The following is a 20,170-nucleotide window of genomic DNA, read 5'->3' on the forward strand; positions in this document are numbered from 1 at the left end:
AAACCACTTTTTCTGTTGGAAAATTATTATTCTGAATATTATTGACTATTACGAAAATTCAATATAACATTAAATATCGGTAACATTGTTTTTTATATGAAACAATAATTGCCGCTATCTTTTGAAAGGGGGAATTGGTGAAGTTTGATAGCATGATAGTCATTTCCTATCGAAAATCATGAAAGCGCATTCAAGTGAGCCTATTATAAGGGGGAAATAACATGTTACAAGGTCAAAAAAGATGGTTGTACATTGCGATTCCTATTTTTTTCTTCTGGTTTTTCGGTCAGATTGATAAAGTAGGTATCTCTGTTATCCAAACCGATCCGGGATTTTTAAGTGATCTTGGTCTGACTGGCCCGGATAAAAATGCAAAAATTGGCTTGATCTCCTTTATATTCATGATTTCATACTCCTGTTCCAACATTTTTTGGGGAGTTATTATCGACAAGTTAGGGGCACGGAAAACAGCAGTTTTAGGTTTACTAGTATGGACAGCGACAATGGTCATGGGGGGGCTGTCCACTTCATACGAAATGTTTTTAATTAGTAGAATCATCCTCGGAATTGGGGAAGGCATGATGATTCCGATATCGGGTAAGTTCATTTCGAATTGGTTTAATAAACGAGAGCTTGGCAGGGCACAGTCATTCTGGATTACTGGAAACTACCTTGGCCCGGCCGTGGGTACCGTTATGCTCATCCTAATTATTTCAACATTTCATTGGCAGGTCGCGTTCTTTGCTCTCGCCGCCTTTAACTTGTTTATAAATATTCCAATGTTCCTGTTTTTGGCTCGTAATACGCCAGAAGAACATCCACGCATGAGTAAAGAAGAAGTCTCCTATATTCGCCAAAAAGATGAAGCGCATGATGTGCGGTCGAAGCAATTCTTCGCAAAGGATTATCGTTATTGGATTGTCTGGTTTGGCAATTTGATGTCGTCCTTTCTTTTCTTTGGAATCAGTATTTGGCTTCCTACATATCTCGTTGAGGCCAAAGGCTTTGAAAGAGATGCAATGACAGGGATTACCTCATTATCATGGCTATTCGCGCTTGGATTTGTCCTGGCTGGCGGATTTCTGGCGGACAAAACGAAACGCCCGAGTTTGCTTGCGACGATTCTTTTCATACTTACAGCTGTATTTTTGACAATCGCTGTCATTGCTCCAAATCCTATTTTGGCCGGAGTTTCCATGGGGCTCGCCATGGGAACTCAGGGAGGAATGTTTCATCTAACCAATTTCTTCATCATCAAATTTTCAACACCTGAAACAGCGGGCCGCGCGGCCGGTTTAATGGGATTCACAAATATTATGGGTGGATTTTCAAGTTATATTATGGGATGGAGCCGCGATTTGTCTGGCGGTGATTTTGGTCCCTCCATTGCCATGCTGATTGTAGCAGCCACTCTTGGGTTCATGGCGTACTTGTTTATGATTAAACAAGAAGTTGCCGAAAATCACCTAAGTAATACGACAGGAAACAAAGTAACTTTATAGAGAGCAAAAAAGTTAATATACGTTTTTTAGAAGGGTTTCTCAGTAAGAAGGAATGCTAGATTCTTGCTGAGAACCACAATAAAATCTTGAATTTTCAATGACGTGTACACAGGAGTAAGGATGACCACAACTGATACAACAAGGGAACGTATTCTTAAACGATAGTATCAGTTTTTTTTACAGCTAACATTGACAATAAAGCGATTACATTTTAGAATTGTTTATGTTAAGAAACATTGTTTTGTATATAAAACAATTTAGAGTCGTTATAAAAAAATATGTACTCGCTTACCAGACCGTATACATGAAGGGAACCGATCTTTGTATAACCGTTCATCACGTTTGAAAGTTAACAGAAGGGGTGGAGACAATGGGTATGGCCTTAAAAGATAAAGTCGTTTTGATTACAGGGGGAGCTTCCGGAATAGGAGAAGCTGTCACACGCCGTTTTATACAAGAAGGAGCAAAAGTAAGCATTATCGGCCGCTCTAAAGACAAATTAGCGAAAATGAAAGAGGAATTTGGTGAAAATATCATTACTTACCAGGGAGATGTAAGCAAATACGAACACAATGAGCAAGCGGTCCAAGCTACTGTTGAGCAATTCGGAAAGTTAGATGTTTTCGTTGCGAATGCAGGCGTGTTCGATGGATTTGCAAAATTTGCCGATGTGACTCCCGAGGCGCTTTCCGAAGCATATGATTTCCTATTCAATATTAACGTAAAAGGCTCTTTTTTCGGAGCTAAAGCTGCACTTGAAGAACTGAAAAAAACAGATGGCAATATTATTTTTACCGTGTCCGGTGCAAGTTTTTATCCGGATGGCGGCGGTGTTTGGTACACAGCGAGCAAACACGCCCAAATTGGATTGATGCGACAGCTTGCGTTCGAACTATCTCCTTCCATCCGGGTAAATGCGGTAGCCCCAGGGGGTACATTGACAGCACTCACGGTGATTCCACCGCTTCGTCCATTTGTGAAAATCGTCGATAATGATACGAAAGCAAGCAGCATTAAAAAACGGAATATTCTTCAACTTGCCCAGATGCCGGAAGATCACGTTGCGGCGTATGTACTGTTAGCTTCTGACGAATCACGCGCAATCACCGGTGAAATCATTTCCAGCGACGGGGGATTGTCAGTGCGGGGACTCGGCTAAACTGGCAAGGTTTTTGAATACGGTTAGCTAATTTGTAAAACGGGAACGGAAGGCGATTTTGCTGCTTATCTGAAAGGAAGCACTTTCTTTATAAGAACGAAAGCTTGCCATTTTCCAAGCAAAATATAAAAATAGTAAATCTTCTCTAATTTAAGAAAGATATATCGAGAATGGGTTTTTCAAGAGTTAGAGACTTACCTTAAGAAGGGGACTGATATTATGCCATACGTAAAAGTAGAAGATTTAAGTATTCATTATGAAATAGAAGGTAGTGGAGAGCCTTTAGTATTATTACATGGTATGAGCAATAATTCACAGTCATGGAAGGAACAAATCCAGGGATTAAAGGAGCATTATACAGTAATTGCATGGGATGCTCCGGGTTATGGGAAAAGTTCAGATCCAGCCGAAGAATATAGAAATTTTAAAGAGTTTGCACGTATTCTGAACGGCATGCTAGATCAGCTAAAGTTGGAAAAAATCCATCTGCTAGGCCATTCAATGGGAGCGGCAATTGCGATAGAGTACTGTTGCCTGTACCCTAATAAGATTAATAAACTTATATTAGCAGACTCGACAAGGGGGGCTGCTGCTCTAACCCCAGAAGAGAACGAGACGAAATTGAAAAATCGATTATTCTCAATCGAAAACCTATCTACTAAGGAGATAGCGGAAAAGAGGATAAAAGCACTGTTATCTCCCCATGCTTCAGAAAATGTCCATATACGGGTCAAAGAGATTATGACACAGATAAGGCCGGCAGGGTATCGCTCGGTAGCATATTCGCTATATCATCTAAATCAAATGAGTTTGTTATCTCATATAGAGGTTCCTGTTCTTGTGATTTGTGGTGAGTTGGATATTGTAACTCCTATAAAGGAATCAGAAGCAATTCATGAAAAGTTAATAAACTCCCGGCTAGTGATAATTCCAGATGGCGGCCATTTGTGTTACCAGGAAAATCCCAGGAAGTTTAATTCGAGCATTTTGGAATTTTTGAACGGTATCGAGTAAGGAAAAAACGAATTCGATTGCTTAAGGCTTCTATAAATGCCTTAGTAAAAAACCAGGGCTTAGATTTAAGAGAGGAATGGATAGGGAAAATGGCTAATTATACAATCGTGGATAAAGAAACTTGTATTGCTTGCGGAGCCTGTGGTGCTTCAGCTCCAGATATTTATGATTACGATGAAGAAGGTATTGCGTTTGTTATATTGGATAATAATGTGGGGGCAGCGATAATACCTGAAGAACTCGAGGAAGATATGATAGATGCTTCAGAAGGATGTCCAACCGATTCTATAAAAGTGGCTCAAACATCCTTTGATGGTAACCCTAATAAATTTGAATAATATTTATAGGTATAATCAATGAAGATGTTTGTAAATGATTATAGATTTATGGACTTTAAAACTACGGAAATTGGCGTCACTAGTTTTTTGAAAAAAGGGGGGTACCCCTAAATCTTATCCCTCATTTTGGTAACCGGAAAAATTAAGAATAACTTGTAGAAACATTACAAGTTTATCCCTTACAACCAACAGTAAATCATGTTCAGTATGAACAACCAACCTAGAAGAACAAGGAGTGATTACATTGACGGAAGAAAAGAAGATCTATGACATAACCATTATTGGCGGCGGCCCAGTTGGCTTGTTTACTGCGTTCTATGGCGGAATGAGGCAAGCGAAGGTGAAAATCCTCGAAAGTCTTCCTCAATTGGGTGGACAGCTTTCGGCTCTTTATCCCGAAAAATTCATTTATGATATTGCTGGTTTTCCAAAAGTAAGGGCGCAGGAATTGATAGAGAATTTAAAAGAACAAATGAAAGTTTTCGAACCAACAATTTGTCTTGAAGAAGCAGTTGAACAAATGGAAAAGCAAGCAGACGGAACATTTAAGATCACCACAAACCTCGATACTCATTTCTCTAAATCAGTGATCATTACGGCTGGAAATGGAGCCTTTCAGCCTCGTAAACTGGAATTGGAAGATTCAACACAGTTCGAAAATAAGAATTTGCATTATTTCGTGAATGATATGAACCAATTTAAAGGAAGAAAAGTGGCGATTCTAGGCGGTGGAGATTCTGCTGTTGATTGGGCCCTTATGCTAGAGCCGATTGCTGAAAAGGTAACCTTGATACACAGAAGAGATAAATTCCGTGCCCATGAACATAGTGTGGAAAAATTAGTGAATTCCTCTGTTGAGATCAAAACACCTTATATTCCTTCCGAATTGGTTGGAGCAGATCAAATTACGCAAATTGTTTTAGAACAGACTAAGACTCAACAAAAAGAAGTAGTTGACGTAGATGATTTAATTATTAATTACGGCTTTGTCTCTTCTCTTGGAGCGATTAAAGAATGGGGTCTAAACATCAATAAAAATGCAATTATCGTTAATTCCAAACAAGAAACAAATATTTCAGGCATATACGCAGCCGGGGATATTTGTACGTACGATGGAAAGGTTAAATTAATTGCTTCAGGATTTGGTGAAGGTCCTACGGCAGTTAATAATGCCAAAGCCTATATTGATCCTCTGGCGAAAGTTCAGCCGTTGCACAGTACTTCCTTATTTGGGTGAACTCTATCAAACAACAAGACTTTTCTGAAGAAAAGTATTAAAGGTACATAGGCAGGCCCCTTGAAGTAATAAGTTATGGATAGGAGGCTCGATTGTCCAGGTTAAAATCGAAAAAAAGTAAAGCGGATATATTTCGAGGCTTTACATGTTTTGTTGCCTAACAAGGGAACAGGCTAATATGATTGTTGAAAATAAAAGTCGAATTCCTGCACGATTAGGAATTCGATTTTTTAGATTGTTTTAAGTAACGCCCCTATAGCGATTCTTCATAATATTTATCATTGTAAAACTTCCGGTAGATACGGATCAAATAAGGATGGTAAGGTTTTAAGATTTCAAGTTTTTATATGTTATATAACGGGGACCGCCCCATCGCCAATAAGAAGCTTAAAAGGTGAGATTATCCAATATTAAAAGTCCCATTTCTCAGTGTCATAAAAGAGAAAGGGGGCTTTTTTAACACCGATTAATTGACCCTCCCCTTTACACTCCAAGTCGTTTCGCAGTATTTTTCCAACCAAGAATCTCAAATATCGTTAAAATCATGATCATTCTTTAACGTTTTCAAAATATGCTTAGTCAGAATTGAGGCATCCGTGTTTTTCCAAACTGCCGATATCGAACTGGATAATTCCGAGTTATCGATGTTCAAGGCTTTAACTTGGCTTTTTCCCAACAAACTCACCATATCTTCCGGCATGAGGGCTACGCCTAAGTTATTGGATATTAGATTGGCAATCGTAAGTAATTCAGAGCCTTTACATAATTCTTTAGGTGAAAATCCAGCAGTCAGACAAGCCTTTTCCAAAAGGAATTGAAGGGAGTGCGCTTGAACGGCATCATAATGGATAAAAGGTTCGTCTTTTGCTTCGTTTAATTGTATAGCCTCTTTTTGGGCTAGTGGATGATCAATGGAGACGACTAATTGTAAAGGGAACCTCATGAATTCAATCATGCTTAATCCTTCATTCGCGATGATGTCACCGTGAATGGGCGTTCGGATGAAACCGATGTGATAATTTTGTTGGTTTACGAGTTTTACTGCCCTTGAAGATGTTGTTTCATGCACGTAAAATTCTGTTTCAGGGTATTGCCCCACGATCTTTTTCAATAACTTCGGGATATATATGCTAGCCGCAGAAGGAACGGTAGCAATCTTCAATTTAGGTTTTGGGATAGCTTTATTTTCAACTATGTAATTCACTGTTTTCTCGATATCTTCAAAGGAAGGAGCAAGTTTTTTATAGATGTACTCTCCTTCTTCCGTCAATGTAATTTTTCTTGTCGTTCGATTCAATAGTTTAAAGCCTAATTGTTTTTCAAGGGATGAAATCTGTTGGCTAAGTCCTGGCTGGGATATATGCAGGGTTTTGGAAGCCTCACTGAAACTAAGATGGTTAGAAACCTCTATGAAATAGCGGAGGGATAGGTAATTCAAACAATCACCCACTTCAGTCGGATTTGAAAATATAAGGCTAAGAAAGGGCTGACTTTTAATTCCCTCTCAAACTAAGCTGGAAATAACGTTTTAAGGTTAGCGGTACTAGGATGTTCATTTTATAACATCTACTTATAAGTTTATAACAATAATATATTTCTAAAATGGAAGAGTCAATATTATCCTTAAAGAAAGGAAAAATAGGTAATAAACGGTAGAATATTACTATTGGATAACGGATTTCCCTTGTTTTTAATAGGTGTTTGTACACATTTAAGCTTGGTGATTTAATTTCTATAAAACTTATTAATGTATTACTAGTGCTTATGGACGGTGTGTCTAATTTTGTAAAAAAAGGGAAAGTGAGGCGGTCGGTAGAATAATAACATTATCATCTTTTGCGGATGATGAATACACATGAGGGGGGAGTTTTATGAAAAAATTTCATAAGTACTTTTTATTGGTCATGATTTTGACGGTCACCGGTATTATCACGGCTTGTAAAGACAGTAATGAAGGTGTCTCAGGCAGCGGTAACCAAAACTTGAGTCTGTTGACTGGTGGAACCGGAGGTACATACTATCCGCTTGGGGGACAAATCGGAAAAATCATTTCCGATAAAACAAAAGCGAACATAACACCTCAGACATCTGGCGCCTCTGCCGAAAATATGGAAACTTTAAGGGCTGGAGAAGCTGAAATCGCTTTTTCGCAAACGGATATCGCCGCGTATGCACTTGAAGGAACAGAAATGTTCGACGGGAAACCCATTGACAATATAATGGCGATCAGCTCTTTATATCCTGAAACTGTTCAAATTGTAACGACTGCAAAAAGCGGAATTAAATCAATCGAGGATTTAAAGGGTAAAAAGGTATCAGTAGGCGCACCGGGTTCTGGTGCTTACATCAATGCCATGCAAATCCTGGAGATTCATGGTTTGTCTGAAAAAGATATTAAAGGACAAAATTTGTCTTTCGATGAGTCGGCCGAAGGAATTCAAGCAGGAAATATTGACGCAGCTTTCATTACTGCCGGAACGCCAACTGGTGCAGTCGAGGCGCTGTCCGTCCAAAATGATATCATGGTCCTGCCTATTGCAGAGGACAAAATCCAGGCATTGGTTAAAAAGTATCCATACTATGCTGAAGATACAATTCCAAGTGGTACGTACAAAATCAAATCCGAGGTGAAAACAGTTGCCGTTAAAGCGATGTTAGTGGTTACCAAGGATCTTGATGAAGATTTAGTTTATGAAATGACTAAAGCTGTTTATGACAACACAGATCAAATCACACATGCAAAAGGCAAGTTCCTTACAGCAGAAACTGCACTTGAAGGATTGGGGGATATGGAAGTTCATCCTGGAGCAGCAAAATACTTTAAAGAAAAAGGTGTTTCCAAGTAATGCAATTGGGTCGGTAGCTCGCTTTATGTGGCCTATCGGCTTCGTTTTTTTCTGAATGGGATACTGGTTTTGAAAGAAGGGGTACCTATGAAATTCAAGAGATTCATGGCTTTTGGTATACCTTTGCTCATCGCTTTTTTATTCTTTTTTCCTTATAAGCATGTAATAGCCTTTTCCTTCGAGGACCAAGGGGAATTAGTCGCATACTTTCCTTTGAAAAAAGAAAAAGAATTCAAGATTAAGTATACACACTCCATCCACCTCACAGATGTTTTGGAATCCTATCGGTTATCGGATAAGCAAATCGAACAAACCGAACTTGCCTATGATGATTTTGCAGTCGGTATGCCTTCCAATGCAGAGGGTGAGGAAGTATTTGAAGAAAAAGACGGTACCTACTTCATAAAAAATATGCAGCGCAATTTCACCTATATAGATTTACGGGTAGGACAAGTTAAAGCTAACCATCGTTTAATATATGATGAAAAAACATACACATTGGCAGGCTTTATTAAACCTGGAACATGGGTCAGGATTTCATCGGAAAGAATTTCATTATGGGAACAGTTGAAGGGAGTGAAGATTAGTGGCTGATAATGAAAAAGTGAAATATTTAACCGAAGCAGAACAACAGGAGTTATTGGAAAAATATGATCCAGAAGCCGGAACTAGAAAATTAACTGGTGTCTTGGGCCACATTGCATTTTTTGGACTTTTAGCTTTTTCGTTATTCCAATTATATACAGCTATTTTTGGCGTTTTTACAGCACAAATCCAACGGACGATACACTTAGGTTTTGCACTCTCCTTGGTCTTTTTACTATTTCCTTCGAACCGAAAGAAGCGTCAAAAAGGAAAATTTCAAATTGCCTGGTACGATATCATATTAGCGATCCTTAGTATCGGGGTAGGTGCATATTGGCCCTTATTTTTCGAAGATATCGTCATGAATGTAGGACGTTTGGGCGTATTGGATTTTGCAGTCGGTTTAATGGCCATTCTGCTGGTTTTGGAAGCAACCAGGCGTGCAGTTGGTCTCCCTATCATGGTCATTGCTTTATTATTCATTTTCTATGGGATTTTTGGACAGTATATGCCAGGATTCCTTGCTCATCGAGGTTTGACTCTGGAGCGTCTGGTGCAAACAATGTTCTTCTCGACAGAGGGAATTTTAGGCACTCCGTTAGCGGTGTCATCGACATTCATCTTCCTATTTTTACTGTTTGGATCTTTTCTAGTCCGAACCGGCGTCGGTCAATACTTTAATGATCTCTCTACCGCCATTGCCGGCAGAAGGATAGGGGGACCTGCAAAGGTTGCGATTTTTTCAAGTGCTCTTCAAGGAACGATTAGCGGGAGCTCTGTGGCTAATGTTGTCACATCAGGAGCATTTACGATACCGATGATGAAAAATCTTGGATATAAGAAGGAATTTGCGGGGGCAGTGGAGGCGGCTGCTTCGACAGGCGGTCAATTGATGCCTCCGGTAATGGGGGCAGCGGCATTCTTAATGGTTGAGTTCATTGGGAATGGAATAACGTATTGGGATATAGCAAAGGCGGCTGCGATTCCAGCTATCCTTTATTTTTCAGGAATTTGGATCATGACCCATTTTGAAGCGAAACGACTTGGGCTGCGTGGGTTAACGCAAGAAGAGATGCCAAGTAAAAAGGAAGTGTTCGGCAAATTTTATTTACTAATACCGATCCTTGCCATTATTTTATTGCTCATGGCGAATATCACGGTAACACATGCAGCACTGTATTCCATCGCCATCTCGGTTCTTGTAGGTTTCATAAACAAGGATGTCCGCATGAAATTCATCGATATCATTTATGCATTGGTGGATGGAGCCCGAACAGCTCTTGCAGTTGCCGCTGCAACCGCAGCAGCAGGCATTATTGTCGGTATCGTCACGAAAACTGGGCTAGGGCTTAAGCTGGCTAATGGTTTGATCGATTTATCTGGTGGATATTTGATTCCAACGCTGATGCTAACTATGGTAGCGGCACTTATATTAGGAATGGGTTCACCTACGACCGCCAATTATGTAATCACATCGACGATTGCAGCGCCTGCGATAATTTTGCTAGGTGTTCCTGATTTATCTGCACATTTATTCGTTTTCTACTTTGGCATTATAGCAGATATAACTCCTCCAGTTGCATTAGCGGCATTTGCTGCGGCAGGGGTAGCGGGAGGCGAGCCGATAAAAACGGGGATTGAGTCATCGAAACTTGCCATCGCAGCATTCATCATTCCATATATTTTTGTTCTCTCCCCGCAAATGCTAATGATCGATACGACTTGGATGGAGGTTGCATGGGTTGTTCTTACAGCAATGTCCGGCATGATTGCAATTGGTGCGGGTGTCATAGGTTACTGGATGAGGGGGATGCACTGGTTAGAAAGAGTCCTCGCCATAATCGTAGGTTTACTATTAATCTATCCTGAAACGGTATCGGACATCATTGGGATATCCGCTTTTATCGTGTTACTGGCTTTACAATATCTTTGGAAGAGTGACAATCACGGCAGCTCCAAAATCTTGGAAAATGGCCAAAGCATTGAGAAAAATTGACCTGCGAATATCGATCCGGAAGTAAAGGGTAGAGCTGAACCATTCGGGGGGGGTGATTTTTTGAAGTGAAACATCATTGAGAACGCAACGCCCAAAGGGAATGTGCAGTTGCTGTTTTATAAAGACAACCAGCATAATCCTACTAGAGACACCTGCTCGTATATCCACTTGCCTTATGATAAAACCCTAATTTGTTTTATATTTGAAAGGAGACTAATTCATGAAATTTTTAAAAAGTTTTATTTTAGTTACTTTCAGTTTCTTTTGTATGATCACACCAGCTTTTGCAAGTGTCCCTGGCGTGGATGGGTCAATGGGAAAGGGTTTTACAAATGGAATCGTATCAGTTTCTCATCCGTTAGCAGCTGAAGCGGGTATAGAGATACTAAAACAAGGTGGAAATGCAGTCGATGCAGCAGCTGCCATTCAATTATCGTTAAATGTAGTTGAACCAATGATGTCTGGAATCGGCGGCGGTGGTTTTATCATGATTTATAATAAAAAGGAAAATAAAATAACGATGATCGAAAATCGCGAAATGGCACCGCAAAATGTTACGCCTGAACTTTTTTTAGATGGAAAGGGAAAACCCATACCTTTTAGTAAGCGGCACACATCCGGGAAAGCGGTGGCAGTTCCTGGGACTCTGATGGGGGTGGAGACTTCTCTTGAGAAATATGGAACATTGAAATTATCACAAGTCATAGGCCCGGCCATTAAACAAGCTGAAGAAGGGGTAAAAGTCAATTGGGCAACAGCACAATATATCGATGAAAATGTAACAAAGCTTAAAAATAACCAAGCGGCTGCAAAAGTTTTTGTACCAGACGGAAAGCCTTTGGAAGAGGGAGACACCCTCGTTCAGCCAGATCTGGCAAAGACTCTTAAGTTAATAAAAAATCAAGGTTCTAACGTTTTTTATAAAGGTGAAATCGGGGAAGCACTTACCAAAGAAGTTCAAAAACGTGAAGGAACGATGACAACTGAGGATTTGGAAAACTATGAAGTGAAAGAAAGAGAGCCAATTAAATCGGAATATAGGGGATTTGAAGTGGTAGGGGCAGCTTCACCAAGCTCAGGCAGTTTGACTGTTCTACAAATCCTGGAGCTTATGGAAGGATACGATGTGCAAAAGATGGGGGCCAACTCGCCTGAGTATCTTCATCATCTAACCGAAGCCATGCATCTTGCTTTTGCCGATCGTGCTGCCTATATGGCGGATGAAGATTTTTATGATGTACCAACAGAAGGACTATTAGATGAAGATTATATAAAAGAAAGAAGAAAACTCATTAATCCAAATAGATCAACAGCTGATGTAAAAGCAGGCGATCCATGGAAGTATGAGGGCAAAGAACCCACTGCAATGAAGAAAGTAAAAGAAGAGAAAACCCCAATCGGACAGACGACGCACTTTTCTGTAATGGATAAGTGGGGAAATATGGTTGCTTATACGACTACAATCGAGCAAGTATTCGGATCAGGTATCATGGTACCAGATTATGGATTCATGCTAAATAATGAAATGACGGATTTTGATGCCACACCGGGTGGAGTTAACCAGGTGGAACCAGGAAAAAGACCAAGAAGCAGTATGTCCCCGACCTTCGTATTAAAAGATGGAAACCCCTTCATGGCCATTGGTTCACCAGGTGGAGCGACAATAATTGCATCGGTATCTGAAACGATAATGAATGTTCTTGATCATAAAATGCTAATTCAAGATGCCATATATGCGCCACGTATTTATTCTGCTGGATATCCGACAGTTAGATGGGAACCGGGAATTGAACAAAATACAAGGCTGGAGTTAATGGCTAAAGGCCATGTTTATGAAGAAAAACCGCAACATATCGGAAATGTGCAAGCTGTTATTTATGATTATGAAAAGGGAAAAATGTATGGAGGAGCCGATAATACGAGAGAAGGAACTGTTCAAGGTGTGTATGATGTTTCCCATAAATCGAAAAAGCCAAAAGAAATAAAAGAAGAAAAAAAGGGACCGTTTACCTTAAAAGTGAATGGAGCCGTTTATCCTTATACAGCTGATCAAATGAAACTGATAGATGAAAAACCCTATATCCAATCAGATAAATTGCTACTAGGTTTGGGTGTAATCCAAACAGGGGATTTAGAAACATTTAAACCAGATAAAAAATCGTATCTACCTGTGTTAGGAGTAGCGAAATCATTAGGGTATAAAACAAAATGGAACGAAAAAGACAAAGAGGCACTATTGGAAAAAGATCCGGCGGATATTGAAGATCCGGACGAAGATGGCAGTGTCACGAATTGATTGCTTTTCTAAGTCTGCTCGGGAAATTGAATCCTAAATGATACTAAATTTGAAAACCCCAGAATTCTCTTTGGAAAGAGAGGTCTGGGGTTGTTTTTTAGTTATATGAAATATTAGATAGGTAGTCAGCCAGTTGAACGAAGGTTCCTGAAAAGCCCTCCTGAACCATTTCTTGCGACTCCTCGTAAGTTTTCATTTCCTCCTCAGTTGGGGATACAGGTGTCCCGATCATCGAAAGTAATGTTTTACCTTCATGCTCGGTGAATGTAAAAGTATTGAGAGTTTCCAATGGCCAGTTGTCATTAAAAGGAGCACGTACGATGTTACCCTTTTCATCAGAAAAGAAAGAGGTGTAAACGAGTTTCTCCGGAGCATTTACTTCATGATAAACAAATTTGACCCACATTACATTTCCGTCAGGAGATGTCTGGCTGTAATGGAAGACACCATCATGGCGAGGCTCAAACTTAGAAATATCAAAAGTCCACCCTTTAGGTCCCCACCAGTTCTGCAAGTGTTCTGATTCGGTAAATGCCTTAAATAAAAGCTCGCGAGGAGTATTGAAACTACGGGTAATTTCGGTTTTTGGAAACATTTTGTTCCTCCTCCCATTGTTTTTTATTATGTTTGTAGCTCCTTCAGATAAAGTTCCAAGCTGTCGAGTTTTTCTTACCATTCACGGTGAGAGGTCCGTCTCTTAGGATTTCAACAATCCTTAATCGATTTGGCTCTGCAAGAGCACTTAATAATGTAGTATTCATCTTTACACCACGATTTATTAGAATTATATTCCTTTGGGAGAAATATAAACAAACAGGAATATTCCAGTCAAGTAATATTGGATAAAATATTTATCCCGAATTAACTTCATATAGCAAGGGGAGGTAGGTTTTGTTGTACTAAACGAGGAGGTACCAATAATATACTTCCCCTTAAATGAAAATGAGCGCTAACCCTTGTTCCAGGATAGCACCCGATTGTGGAAGAATAGTATAAGTTTTGTAGATAACATCATTTTCAAATTAGGAAACTATTTTACCAAGCTGTACGTTGAGAATAAAACAATGATATTTTTGTACATAATGATACAGGTTTAGGTTTTTTATAAAAAAGAATGATTCAGCAGTTTTTATTCGAAAAAAGAACTAAGGTTCGTGTACACTTGTAACGAAGACAATCTCGGTAGCGGTTATTACTAAGGAATCCAATCTTGATTCAAAGGAGAATGAAAATGATTAAACCATATTTAATGTTTAACAGAGAATGTGAAGAGGCTTTCAAACTTTATATTGAGGCATTTGGTGGGGAACTTATTGCTATGCAAAAATATAGTGAGATCCCATCAAATCCAGACTTTCCTGTTGAAGAGAGTGATAAAGACCTTGTTCTTTACTCACAAATAAGATTAACAGAAGATGGGATTATAATGGGTTCTGATTCAAACAGGGAATTGAATGATAGTGACAAAATGGTTGTAAGTGTGGAGCTTAACTCGGAGGAAAAAGCTAGAAAGGCATGGAACATATTAAAAGAAGATGGATCTATAAATATGGATCTTCATGAAACATTTTTTGCGAAACTTCACGGTTCATTGAAGGATAAATTTGGTGTTTCATGGATGTTTACTGTCAATTAAAACTATTCTTGAATCTAAGTTCAGAAGACATCTTTCTTTGTAAATTCGTTAGGGACAGAAATTGGAGAATATATAAGTAGGGGGATAATCAATTATCGGGAAGGTGAAAATTTTTAAAATCCTCATTAGTACTCGGATGCTTTAATGGAGTAACCAAAAAAAGCCCGATTTCTTAATATTAATACTAAGAAATCGGGCTTTTTAATATTGGAATTTCTTAAGGCAGTACATCCGTATTTTCCTGAGGCTGCAATAAATGATTGGATATCATTTATGTGAGTGAGTTTTCTTGTAAAATGGGGTTTTTCTGCCTTTGAATTTACTACAATTGTGGTCGTGGAAATACCTTGAAAAAAATGAGAAAATATGATAAATTTATATAGATACACCGATTTTGTATTTTGGTGTATATTATACCCTATTTTAATTATACATCATAAAATCCTTTTCAGTCAATCCCTATTTTTATTTTTTTAAAGGAGTGTTTGATATGAACATGGAACTTGGCGAGGAGGAAGAACTAGTGGACAGCATGATTATTTGATTACATGAATAATTTTTGTCATATGATTCGTCTTGGAATTGAGCGATGAATGGGGAGGAAAGAAATGAAACCATATGTACTGGAGTTTCGGGAGATCGATAAAACGAAACAAATGGTGGTCGGTGGCAAAGGGATGAATTTGGGTGAATGCTCGAGGATTGATGGAATTCTAGTACCAGAAGGGTTTTGTGTTACCACTGAGGCATTTAAAAGAGTCATAGGGGAAAATGATGAGCTTCATCAATTACTGGATCAACTAGCAGTACAAAAAGTGGACGACCGAAAAAGAATTAGTGAAATTAGCAGGAAGATTCGTGAGCTGATTGAGGGAATCGAGATCGACAAGGGGATCGAAGAAGATATCGACCGATGTCTCTTAACTTTTGGCTTCGAGCATGCATATGCTGTTCGATCTAGCGCTACAGCCGAAGATCTTCCATTTGCATCCTTTGCAGGTCAACAGGATACCTATCTAAATATCAAAGGAAAAGTGGGGATTTTACAACATATTAGTAAGTGCTGGGCTTCACTATTTACTGATCGTGCTGTGATTTATCGAATGCAAAACGGATTTGACCATCGTAAGGTTTATCTGTCTGTTGTTATTCAAAGGATGATGTTTCCACAAGCTTCCGGAATACTATTTACAGCTGATCCAGTTACTTCAAACCGCAAGGTGCTGTCGATCGATGCTAGCTTTGGACTGGGTGAAGCACTTGTCTCTGGCTTAGTGTCTGCGGACAATTATAAAGTGCGGGAAGGTAAGATTGTGGAGAAGCAGATTTCTACCAAAAAGTTGGCTATATATGCACGAAAAGAAGGCGGAACGGTGGAAAAGGAAATTGAGCCGGGTCAGCAGATTTTATCGACCCTGTCAGATGAGCAAGTGTTGGAGCTTGAAAGGATCGGCAGAAAGCTTGAAGCATATTTTGGCTGTCCGCAAGATATCGAATGGTGTTTGGTTGATGATACATTTTATATTGTCCAGAGTCGTCCAATCACTACTTTATACCCCATCCCTGAAGCGAATGATCAAGAGAATCACGTTTATGTATCTGTCGGTCATCAACAAATGATGACCGATTCCATGAAACCACTGGGATTGTCTTTTTGGCTGTTAACGACTCCTGCACCCATGCGTAAAGCTGGCGGAAGGTTATTTGTGGATGTCACACATATGCTGGCTTCACCTGACAGCAGAAAAATGTTATTAGATGCCATGGGACAACACGATCCGCTTATGAAAGACGCACTCATGACCATAATGGAGCGAGAAGATTTTATAAAATCGTCACCAGATGATAATAAAGTACCGAGTACCAGTAAAAGCAATAAAGGTATATCGCCTTCGGGTTTTAAAGCACAAATTGAAATCGACCCGACAATCGTTTCTGATTTGATTAAGGGTAGTCAAACATCGATAGAAGAGTTAAAACAAAACATCCAAACGAAATTAGGATCCGATTTATTTGATTTTATTCTGGAAGATATCCAGATATTAAAGAAGATTTTATTTGACCCACAAAGTTCAGCTGTGTTTATGGCTGCTATAGATGCTTCATCATGGATCAATGAAAAAATGAATAAGTGGTTAGGTGAAAAAAACGCAGCCGACACGCTTTCTCAATCTGTACCAAACAATATTACTTCAGAAATGGGTCTCGCTCTATTGGATGTCGCAGATGTGATTCGTCCTTATCCAGAAGTAATTGATTATTTACAGCATGTTAAAGATGATAACTTTTTGGATAAACTGGTTAAGTTTGATGGCGGACAGGAAACCCAAGACGCTATCTTCGATTATCTCAGCAAATACGGAATGCGATGTACCGGAGAAATCGATATTACTAAAACTCGTTGGAGCGAAAAACCAACTACACTTGTCCCCGTGATTCTTAGTAATATCAAAAACTTTGAGCCTAATGCTAGCAACCGGAAATTTGAGCAAGGGCGACAGGAAGCTTTGAAAAAAGAACAAGAGTTATTAGGTCGATTGAAGCAATTACCGGATGGTGAACAAAAAGCCAAAGAAACAAAACGAATGATCGGCCTGATCCGGAACTTCATCGGTTATCGGGAATATCCAAAATACGGCATGGTTAATCGCTACTTCGTTTATAAGCAGGCTTTACTGAAAGAAGCTGAACAACTCGTACAAGCCAACGTTATTCGTGAAAAAGAAGATATATACTATCTCACTTTTGAAGAACTTCACGAAGTCGTACGCACTAATAAACTAGATTACCAGATCATCAGCAAACGAAAAGACGAGTACAAATTATATGAAAAACTTACTCCACCACGTGTTATCACGTCTGATGGTGAAATCATTATAGGTGAGTACAAACGAGAAAATCTCCCAGCCGAAGCTATTGTAGGTCAACCGGTTTCTTCCGGAGTTATAGAGGGCAGAGCACGCGTCATCTTAAACATGGAAGATGCAGATCTAGAAGATGGAGATATACTGGTTACAACCTTTACCGATCCTAGCTGGACACCATTGTTTGTATCCATAAAAGGACTTGTCACCGAAGTTGGCGGACTGATGACCCATGGGGCAGTCATCGCACGTGAATATGGCTTACCTGCCGTTGTCGGTGTGGAAAATGCTACGAAAATGATCAAGGATGGACAAAAGATCAGGGTGAATGGAACAGAAGGGTATATAGAAATACTATAATTCATTACATTTCAATCATAAAAGAAGAGCATTCGAATTAGGAGAATCATTGAAATCATGAAATCGAGCCTTTATTAAAGGGCCGCTTTTATACAATAACCAAAGCCCAATTTCTCGCTTACAACACCGGGAAATTGGGCTTTTTATATTTGGGTTTTATTATCGCTGTAAATTCGCAATTATCTATTCTTAGAAGTGAAAAATCTTGATTTAATGAGGGTTTTACATTGAAGACATGTAAACTACGTATTCGTCTTGGATAGATTTAGAATTTTATAACGGCTTGTTTTTCTTATAGGCCACTAAAACGCCTTAAAGTAGAGCACAGTGTTGAATATAAGGGCGCCCCTCTTGGAATAAGAATACGTTTTTATTTTAGGTAGCTTGATAACTGAAACATGTGAAATTTATTCAATTAGTAAATGTAATAGACTCCTATCGTAAATCGGTCCCTAAAGCGCTTTTAATCATTTTATTTTATTGGAACCCATATTTCACAAGATGGATTCGGATAAGCTCCTTGATATACTTCAAGTGATGCTATTTTCAGCATGTTCGCATCGATTTGATGGGAACCATTCCGAAAAATTATGTTTCCACTTACTCACGATAGCCTCTGGTATTTCTAAGCTGGAAAATCCATCAGGTACATAACCATTTTATTCTGTTGCAATCCAATAACCCATGACGTTTTCCGCTTCTTGATAATTATCTGTGATACCCAATAAACCTTGATTTTGTCCATTAATTAATTGAGCTAATGAATCAATGGTTCCATCATTATTGGCTTTACTCCAGAGCTTTGGAATAAATGCATCCGTTTCCTTAGTAGCGCATGAGAGTTTTTCTTTAATCCCAACCACTTGAAAAGCCTCTCTTTCAATAATTTCATATTTCATTGGTTCTACTCCTTTCAGATTTACCTGGGTCTTGTTACTTGTACTGAACGATTCTTGAGCAACCAATGCCAAACGGCGACGATATTCCCCGCAGAAATATTTGTCCATGCATAAGGAGGTACATTTGCTTTTTTTAGCTATATATTCTATAGAAATATTAAATTTTTGTATTGGTAATTATACATTATCTCCATTATAATTTTTAAGAAAGATATTTCGGAATTTTTTAAATAAAGGAGAAATTATGTATACTCATCCGACTTTAAAATATTGGAATGGAAGAATTGATTCCCAAACTGACCTGGACAGCTTCAGATACCACCAAAGAGTGCGCTTGGCACCGATTTCGGAATTAGCCATCTCTTCCAATGCATCCAGAACTTTTGGACTGATTGGCTTTAAATGTGATGAAGGCGTCAAAAGGAATAAAGGCAGGATTGGTGCTGCCGAGGGTCCTGATCATATTAGGCAGTCGTTGGCAAAATTACCCTGTCATTTACCTTCCCAAACCGAGCTGGTTGATGCTGGCGATGTAATATGTGAAAGTACAGAGATGGAGGCCGCCCAATCTCAACTGGGATCAGCTGTTGCCCGGATATTGGAGAGTAAAGCGATTCCCATCATACTTGGGGGAGGGCACGAAACCCTGTATGGCCATTATCTTGGGATTAGGCAATCCATTGGACCAAAAGCTAGATTAGGGATTATTAATATTGACGCTCACTTTGATATGAGGCCTTATGAAAAAGAAACTTCATCAGGAACGATGTTTAAGCAGATTTTGGACGAAGATCAAAGTTGTGGCTATTTATGTGTCGGAATTCAGAAGCAGGGGAATACGAAGGCGCTGTTTCAAACTGCCGAGAGCAGTAATGTCGACTACATATTGGAAGAAGATTTGTCATTGAACGAAATGGATGAAACGAAGCGGAGGATAAATGAATTCGCTAAGGAAAATGACTATATCATCCTTACATTATGTACGGATGTTATTGATTCAGCCTACGCACCTGGGGTAAGTGCACCATCGCCGTTTGGACTGGATCCGAAATTGGTCCGTGCCATTATTAGGCATATCGTATCGAATGAAAAGATCCTTTCCTTTGATATCTCGGAAGTGAACCCTTCGTTGGACGAAAATAATAAGACCGTTACATTGGCAGGGCATTTAATAAATGAGGTTTTGCTGCATTTTAAATAATGGACATGGAATAGGGGCAACTCCAATTCGGTCCTTCCAGAAAGGGAGTTCCTTTTCGTACCGACTGTTGGGGCTTTCCTCAAAGCGAAACACCTTTGACAGCGCCAAGACTGTCCATGAATCATTCATGGACAGTCTTTTTGTGCGCCCGGCATGGGTGCAATCTATAGGGTGAAAGTCCCGAACCATGAAGGCAGTAGTAGTGGTTAGCTTAATGCAAGGGTGTCTACGGTGACG

Annotated in this window: 15 protein-coding genes and 1 pseudogene; 12 read left to right on the forward strand and 4 right to left on the reverse strand. The window is 39.3% G+C overall.

Annotated elements, in window-relative coordinates:
* The first annotated feature begins 221 nt into the window (after positions 1-221).
* From ACIQYG_RS19305 to ACIQYG_RS19325, 5 genes are all read left to right on the forward strand, one after another.
* Positions 222-1,502, forward strand: a complete 1,281-nt coding sequence (locus ACIQYG_RS19305) for an MFS transporter (RefSeq protein WP_402841115.1) — start codon at positions 222-224, stop codon at positions 1,500-1,502.
* Between the two features lie 370 nt (positions 1,503-1,872).
* Positions 1,873-2,661, forward strand: a complete 789-nt coding sequence (locus ACIQYG_RS19310) for an SDR family NAD(P)-dependent oxidoreductase (RefSeq protein ID WP_402841117.1) — start codon at positions 1,873-1,875, stop codon at positions 2,659-2,661.
* A gap of 219 nt (positions 2,662-2,880) precedes the next feature.
* On the forward strand, positions 2,881-3,675 hold the full coding sequence (locus ACIQYG_RS19315) for an alpha/beta fold hydrolase (RefSeq protein WP_402841119.1): 795 nt from the start codon (positions 2,881-2,883) through the stop codon (positions 3,673-3,675).
* A gap of 89 nt (positions 3,676-3,764) precedes the next feature.
* Entirely contained in the window at positions 3,765-4,013 is a 249-nt protein-coding gene (locus ACIQYG_RS19320) for a ferredoxin (RefSeq protein WP_402841174.1), read from the forward strand.
* A 244-nt stretch (positions 4,014-4,257) separates the two neighbouring features.
* A complete protein-coding gene (locus tag ACIQYG_RS19325) occupies positions 4,258-5,250 on the forward strand; it encodes an NAD(P)/FAD-dependent oxidoreductase (protein WP_402841122.1) in 993 nt (330 codons plus the stop codon).
* 526 nt (positions 5,251-5,776) lie between these two features.
* Here the strand turns inward: ACIQYG_RS19325 and ACIQYG_RS19330 are convergent.
* Positions 5,777-6,688 (reverse strand): LysR family transcriptional regulator, encoded by a 912-nt coding sequence (locus tag ACIQYG_RS19330; RefSeq protein ID WP_402841125.1) that lies wholly within the window; start codon positions 6,686-6,688, stop codon positions 5,777-5,779.
* A 433-nt stretch (positions 6,689-7,121) separates the two neighbouring features.
* Here ACIQYG_RS19330 and ACIQYG_RS19335 point away from each other — a divergent pair, with 433 nt between their 5' ends.
* The 4 genes from ACIQYG_RS19335 to ggt all read left to right on the forward strand — a co-directional run bounded on the left by ACIQYG_RS19335 (position 7,122) and on the right by ggt (position 12,973).
* Positions 7,122-8,096: a TAXI family TRAP transporter solute-binding subunit gene (locus ACIQYG_RS19335; RefSeq protein ID WP_402841127.1), complete on the forward strand. Its 975-nt coding sequence runs from the start codon at positions 7,122-7,124 to the stop codon at positions 8,094-8,096.
* Positions 8,097-8,183: 87 nt separating this feature from the next.
* Entirely contained in the window at positions 8,184-8,690 is a 507-nt protein-coding gene (locus tag ACIQYG_RS19340; RefSeq protein WP_402841130.1) for a DUF1850 domain-containing protein, read from the forward strand.
* Positions 8,683-10,677, forward strand: a complete 1,995-nt coding sequence (locus ACIQYG_RS19345; protein WP_402841132.1) for a TRAP transporter permease — start codon at positions 8,683-8,685, stop codon at positions 10,675-10,677. The genes ACIQYG_RS19340 and ACIQYG_RS19345 overlap by 8 nt, the downstream gene beginning before the upstream one ends.
* A 220-nt stretch (positions 10,678-10,897) precedes the next feature.
* A complete protein-coding gene (gene ggt, locus ACIQYG_RS19350; protein ID WP_402841135.1) occupies positions 10,898-12,973 on the forward strand; it encodes a gamma-glutamyltransferase in 2,076 nt (691 codons plus the stop codon).
* A 97-nt stretch (positions 12,974-13,070) separates the two neighbouring features.
* On the opposite strand, the gene ACIQYG_RS19355 is transcribed toward ggt, so the two are convergent.
* Complete coding sequence (locus ACIQYG_RS19355) at positions 13,071-13,568, reverse strand: SRPBCC family protein (RefSeq protein ID WP_402841138.1); 498 nt, start codon at positions 13,566-13,568, stop codon at positions 13,071-13,073.
* Between the two features lie 82 nt (positions 13,569-13,650).
* A pseudogene (locus tag ACIQYG_RS19360) lies at positions 13,651-13,734 on the reverse strand (ArsR/SmtB family transcription factor); the annotation flags it as partial.
* Positions 13,735-14,204: 470 nt separating this feature from the next.
* Between ACIQYG_RS19360 and ACIQYG_RS19365 the strand changes: the two are divergent.
* Both ACIQYG_RS19365 and ppsA read left to right on the forward strand, forming a co-directional pair.
* A complete protein-coding gene (locus ACIQYG_RS19365) occupies positions 14,205-14,609 on the forward strand; it encodes a VOC family protein (RefSeq protein WP_402841139.1) in 405 nt (134 codons plus the stop codon).
* Positions 14,610-15,217: 608 nt separating this feature from the next.
* Positions 15,218-17,833, forward strand: a complete 2,616-nt coding sequence (gene ppsA / locus ACIQYG_RS19370; RefSeq protein WP_402841142.1) for a phosphoenolpyruvate synthase — start codon at positions 15,218-15,220, stop codon at positions 17,831-17,833.
* Positions 17,834-18,492: 659 nt separating this feature from the next.
* On the opposite strand, the gene ACIQYG_RS19375 is transcribed toward ppsA, so the two are convergent.
* Positions 18,493-18,732: a GyrI-like domain-containing protein gene (locus ACIQYG_RS19375; RefSeq protein ID WP_402841145.1), complete on the reverse strand. Its 240-nt coding sequence runs from the start codon at positions 18,730-18,732 to the stop codon at positions 18,493-18,495.
* 244 nt (positions 18,733-18,976) lie between these two features.
* On the opposite strand from ACIQYG_RS19375, the gene hutG reads away from it, so the two are divergent.
* Positions 18,977-19,933: a formimidoylglutamase gene (gene hutG, locus ACIQYG_RS19380; protein WP_402841148.1), complete on the forward strand. Its 957-nt coding sequence runs from the start codon at positions 18,977-18,979 to the stop codon at positions 19,931-19,933.
* Positions 19,934-20,170: the final 237 nt, after the last annotated feature.

This window comes from Peribacillus sp. NPDC096622 (assembly GCF_044762665.1).
GTDB lineage: Bacteria > Bacillota > Bacilli > Bacillales > DSM-1321 > Peribacillus > Peribacillus frigoritolerans_B.

Excerpts from the sequence above, each read along its gene's own strand:
- ACIQYG_RS19320 (WP_402841174.1), top strand. The coding sequence starts at position 3,765 with ATGGCTAATTATACAATCGTGGATAAAGAAACTTGTATTGCTTGCGGA.
- ACIQYG_RS19340 (WP_402841130.1), top strand. The coding sequence starts at position 8,184 with ATGAAATTCAAGAGATTCATGGCTTTTGGTATACCTTTGCTCATCGCT.
- hutG (WP_402841148.1), top strand. The coding sequence starts at position 18,977 with ATGTATACTCATCCGACTTTAAAATATTGGAATGGAAGAATTGATTCC.
- ACIQYG_RS19305 (WP_402841115.1), top strand. The coding sequence starts at position 222 with ATGTTACAAGGTCAAAAAAGATGGTTGTACATTGCGATTCCTATTTTT.
- ACIQYG_RS19315 (WP_402841119.1), top strand. The coding sequence starts at position 2,881 with ATGCCATACGTAAAAGTAGAAGATTTAAGTATTCATTATGAAATAGAA.
- ggt (WP_402841135.1), top strand. The coding sequence starts at position 10,898 with ATGAAATTTTTAAAAAGTTTTATTTTAGTTACTTTCAGTTTCTTTTGT.
- ACIQYG_RS19310 (WP_402841117.1), top strand. The coding sequence starts at position 1,873 with ATGGGTATGGCCTTAAAAGATAAAGTCGTTTTGATTACAGGGGGAGCT.
- ppsA (WP_402841142.1), top strand. The coding sequence starts at position 15,218 with ATGAAACCATATGTACTGGAGTTTCGGGAGATCGATAAAACGAAACAA.
- ACIQYG_RS19375 (WP_402841145.1), bottom strand. The coding sequence starts at position 18,732 with ATGAAATATGAAATTATTGAAAGAGAGGCTTTTCAAGTGGTTGGGATT.
- ACIQYG_RS19355 (WP_402841138.1), bottom strand. The coding sequence starts at position 13,568 with ATGTTTCCAAAAACCGAAATTACCCGTAGTTTCAATACTCCTCGCGAG.
- ACIQYG_RS19365 (WP_402841139.1), top strand. The coding sequence starts at position 14,205 with ATGATTAAACCATATTTAATGTTTAACAGAGAATGTGAAGAGGCTTTC.
- ACIQYG_RS19335 (WP_402841127.1), top strand. The coding sequence starts at position 7,122 with ATGAAAAAATTTCATAAGTACTTTTTATTGGTCATGATTTTGACGGTC.